The sequence below is a fragment of the Enterococcus sp. BSD2780061688st2 D3 genome, from assembly GCF_005844145.1.
GTDB lineage: Bacteria > Bacillota > Bacilli > Lactobacillales > Enterococcaceae > Enterococcus_B > Enterococcus_B durans.
The window spans coordinates 1-4087 of record NZ_SPHN01000045.1 but is presented as its reverse complement, the minus strand read 5'-3'; the positions used below and the strand labels follow the sequence as shown (position 1 = coordinate 4087).

Below are 4087 nucleotides of genomic sequence, written 5' to 3'. Positions count from 1 at the left end.
GAAGATAGTAGCCCACGGCTACAATAATCACATCCTGCTGAAATTGCTTTCCTTTAAAATGATTCATCGTCATTCCTCCTACTATCTTTTTCTATTATTCTACCTTATTTGATAGTAGATTTAAAACTTTGCAACAGAACCATAATTCGAATTTTTATGTTATATACTATAATATAAAATCAATATATGATATAATTGGGTATGGAAAAAATATCTTTTGAAACATTTAAAAGACCTAATGGTCATGATGAATTTTTAGAATGGTTGGAAACATTACCAAAAAAAGATAGTGCGAAGCTTTTACGTACAATAGAAGAAACAGAAAAGAATGGGATGCTAGTAGCTCAACGGTTGAAATGGGTGAAAAAATTAGACACTAATTTGTACGAATTAAGAAGTAAGGTAGGATCAAACATCCAAAGAGCTATCTATTTCCATGTGGTCAATGGAAGGTATGTCATTACCCATGGATTTACTAAAAAAACGGAGAAAACACCAATAAGTGAACTTAAACATGCAAAAGAACTTAGAGAGGAGTGGTTCACAAATGATGATTAAAAAATTGATTGAAGAAAAGCAAAAAGACAAAGATTTTGCAGAAGCATATGACCGTGAAGGAAGAAAACTCGAAACTGCGGTTGCTCTTTATCATGCACGGGAGGAAGCAGGCCTAACTCAAGCGGAGCTTGCACAAAAAGCACATACAACTCAATCTACTATTGCTCGAATTGAGAGAGGGGATAACGTATCTTTCGATAAACTTGATGATATCGCTAGGGCATTAGGCAAAAAGCTGGTAGTAGAATTTGCTTAAAAGCGAGTTGAAAATATACCTGTAATAGGCTCCTAACTAATCAATTAGTTTAGTGGGCCTTTTTGTACTAAATAGATAAAAGTTGTCCTATAGTGTAAAAGTCAATAAATTTTATACAAAAATTACTTTAAAGAGACATAAAGAGAAAGGTACAATAAATGAAAACCATAAATCTAATAAAAGTATTTATAGCATCACCAGGTGATATAGCAGCAAAGAGGAATGAAGTAGAAGAAACCATATATAGATGGAATATAGAAAATACAGATAATACAAAAGTAATTTTGATGCCAATTCGATGGGAAACGAATGCGATTCCTACTTATATAAATAATAGCTCTGGGCAAAGTGTTATTAATAAACAAATTGTAGAAAATAGTGATATATTATTAGCGATTTTTGGCCATAAGTTGGGTTCTCCAGTTGATAATTATAGATCGGGAACTATAGCAGAAATTGATTACTTTTATAAAAATAGCAAAGGCGAGGTAGGGGTTTTTTTCTTAGATGAACCAGTTCCACAAGTTTTGGCTGAAGAGTATATAGAAGTTAAGAAGTACAGGGACTCTTTAGAAGATAAGGGTTTTTATGGAACATATAGCAAAGACAATATCAGAAGGTTTCTCACAAAAAAAGTGAATTATTTAATTGAGAAAGCACAAAATAATTTAGAATCAAAACGCTTTGATTTAGATTCTATTTCTTACAAGACACCTTCAGTAATTAACAAAAAAGTTACCGGAACTGATAAAGATTTTGATGACAACTTAGATATTTTTGATCCAATAGAATTTGACAATGATGAAAGATTGCTGCTAATATATGCGTTTATGGATGAAAATTCTATCTTTTCAACTGATAATTCAACTTATAGAAAAGTAGTTCAATGGGAAAGTGATAACAATTTAAGGAGTTACTTGAGTGATAGAGTATTTGATGTACTAGAAAAATTAAGTAAATCGGGAATTTTAAAGGAAGAATACGATTCTTCTTTTGATGAGTATCCATCACGCTATATTTTGATTTCAGAGGACTATAAGAAATTTAAAAGGTATTTTTTAAAAAATGAAAAAAAGATATCTGTTATTATGGAGAAATACAAAGCTCCAATACAGGCTGATCCATTTTCCAATTTGGATGAATCAGATTTACCGTTTTAAATTTTAAATAGATAATTTCATTTTTTAGTAGCAGAGGTATAAACTTTTTTAATGTTTGAATTGAAAAGAAATGCTAATAGGTCGACTTTATGTTTCTCTTGTGCAATCGTAAATGCGGGGGACCATAAAATTGATCTATTATCGAGTGTGTATAAAATAAAATTCAAATCTTATTAGTTTACATAAGATACATTATACTAAGTTGTCAATGTTAAATGCCTTTAAATAAGGACGATTTATGCATCAATTATATTTATGTTAACTAAATTCTTTTTAACATAAATGTAATCAACTTAGCTAGATGAATCTAAAATGATTGTCTGTATTGATGACAAAGCTAATTAATAATTACGTGATTCAAAAAAGAAATCATACAATTAGTTGGTCGATTTCTTTTTTTATTCGGTAAATTGTTTGCCTAGTCACATTGTAGTCTGTTGCAATCTTTGAGATAGCAACCCCATTCTCAAGATCCTGAACGATACTCCTATAGACAAGGCGACGTTGAGGATCTTTGGTGTCTGCACTGTATAACTTAGGACGACCTTTATAGACGCCGTTTGCTTTAGCGATTTTAATTCCTTGTGCCTGGCGTCGTTTCGATTCAGTACGTTCTTGTTCAGCAATCATGGCTGAGATTTAAATGATTAAGTCTTTGATGAATTTATCTAGGAGAGGATTTCCAATTGCTTCAGCCATGATCGGTAAACTGGTGATAATAAGTCGCACATTCTTCTTCTTTAGATAATTCACTGAATCGATAATCTCGTCATAATTGCGTCCAAGTCGATCAATGGCTTCTACAATAAAAATATCTTGCTCTCTGACAAAATCTAAAGCTTCCTGGAAAATCGGCCGATGACTAATCGTCGCTCCAGATTGTTTTTCGATAAAAATTTTTTCAGCGCCAAACTTTTTCATTTCTTCAATTTGACGTTGTTCATTTTGATCGATGGATGAAACTCTAATATAAGCAATTTTCAAATTTATTCCCTACTTTTCTATAACGTTTATAATACACCCTAATCATACGTTAGAACTCTAAATTTTTCAATGTTATATTTTTGTCTATTTAGGGTAAACTCTAAATAGACAAACGGTTTTTGAATTCTAAAAGTTAAATAGTTTATAATAGAAGAAAAAGAATGGGGTGACGATTTCTTAGATTGAAAAGGAAAGATAAATATTATAGATTATTACTTTTGACAGCTGAAGCAGGATGGATGGATTTTCCAGAAGTTGTAAAAGAAGTTCAAGAGATAGGTGCAACTATTTCTGATAGCCGCTCCTCTCCTATGAACTATCAGGATGCCCATGGAATTAAAATAATTGATCAAGAGAGAAATGTCAGAAAATACACAACAATAAATGAGTGTGTAATTAATGAAAATCTTTGTAGGGCACCGATAACGAAACACATTAAGAATAGAAGCAAAGCAAAAGACGGAAGAACTTTTACTACCTTCTAAGTTTTTTTCATATTTGTTTGCTATACTTAGATCTAAGGAATTAGACTTTCGCTGCCCATTATTTAAGTTTGAGGTAGCGTCTTGCGAGGGATCAATAATGGAAGAAGAAAAAATATTTGAAAAACGCTGGGAATTGGCTTCAGTTGAACAAAGAGCAAGGTACCATAATCTAATGTCCTCTTACCGTAATATTGATTGGACTTACAAAGAAAAGAAGTACTTGCTTTGGTTATGTCAGTTAGATGTAAATACCTTTGAAACATTTGAAGTGATTCTAGATAAGATTAAAAACAGCAATGAAAAAAGAGCTGATCTATAATGGTTCGCTCTTTTTATTTTATTAACTCTTTGGTTACTATATGTAAAATACAGCTTCATATTACAATAAATTTCAGGATACAAATTTATTTAAGCATATATAAATATAATTGAAATGGGACATAAATATATGAGTATGAGAAAGGTGATTCCATGTTTAATAAATGGGCAAACCACCCAATGAACTCGAGAGGTAGAGATAATTTGAAGGAGACGGACAAGTTCTGGGAAGAAGTATATAGTAAAAACGGTTCTGTTGCAAAGTTTTCCAAAAAATCTATTTTAGTGTAAAATTGAGAAAAAAGACAGAGAGGACAGAGTAATGA

General features: G+C 31.4%; 5 protein-coding genes and 1 pseudogene. 5 read left to right on the top strand and 1 reads right to left on the bottom strand.

Annotated elements, in window-relative coordinates:
• Window positions 1-201 precede the first annotated feature (201 nt).
• The 3 genes from FGQ66_RS14800 to FGQ66_RS14790 all read left to right on the top strand — a co-directional run bounded on the left by FGQ66_RS14800 (window position 202) and on the right by FGQ66_RS14790 (window position 1974).
• On the top strand, window positions 202-558 hold the full coding sequence (locus FGQ66_RS14800; protein ID WP_002344897.1) for a type II toxin-antitoxin system RelE/ParE family toxin: 357 nt from the start codon (window positions 202-204) through the stop codon (window positions 556-558).
• Window positions 548-814, top strand: coding sequence for a helix-turn-helix domain-containing protein (locus FGQ66_RS14795; RefSeq protein ID WP_002344896.1), 267 nt, complete (start codon window positions 548-550; stop codon window positions 812-814). The genes FGQ66_RS14800 and FGQ66_RS14795 overlap by 11 nt, the downstream gene beginning before the upstream one ends.
• A gap of 158 nt (window positions 815-972) precedes the next feature.
• Entirely contained in the window at window positions 973-1974 is a 1002-nt protein-coding gene (locus FGQ66_RS14790) for a DUF4062 domain-containing protein (RefSeq protein WP_002344895.1), read from the top strand.
• A gap of 369 nt (window positions 1975-2343) precedes the next feature.
• On the opposite strand, the pseudogene FGQ66_RS14785 reads toward FGQ66_RS14790, so the two are convergent.
• Window positions 2344-2958: pseudogene (locus tag FGQ66_RS14785) on the bottom strand (recombinase family protein).
• Between the two features lie 239 nt (window positions 2959-3197).
• Here FGQ66_RS14785 and FGQ66_RS14780 point away from each other — a divergent pair.
• Both FGQ66_RS14780 and FGQ66_RS14775 read left to right on the top strand, forming a co-directional pair.
• Complete coding sequence (locus FGQ66_RS14780; protein ID WP_008271463.1) at window positions 3198-3443, top strand: hypothetical protein; 246 nt, start codon at window positions 3198-3200, stop codon at window positions 3441-3443.
• 97 nt (window positions 3444-3540) lie between these two features.
• Window positions 3541-3762 (top strand): hypothetical protein, encoded by a 222-nt coding sequence (locus FGQ66_RS14775; RefSeq protein WP_002311006.1) that lies wholly within the window; start codon window positions 3541-3543, stop codon window positions 3760-3762.
• Window positions 3763-4087 lie beyond the last annotated feature (325 nt).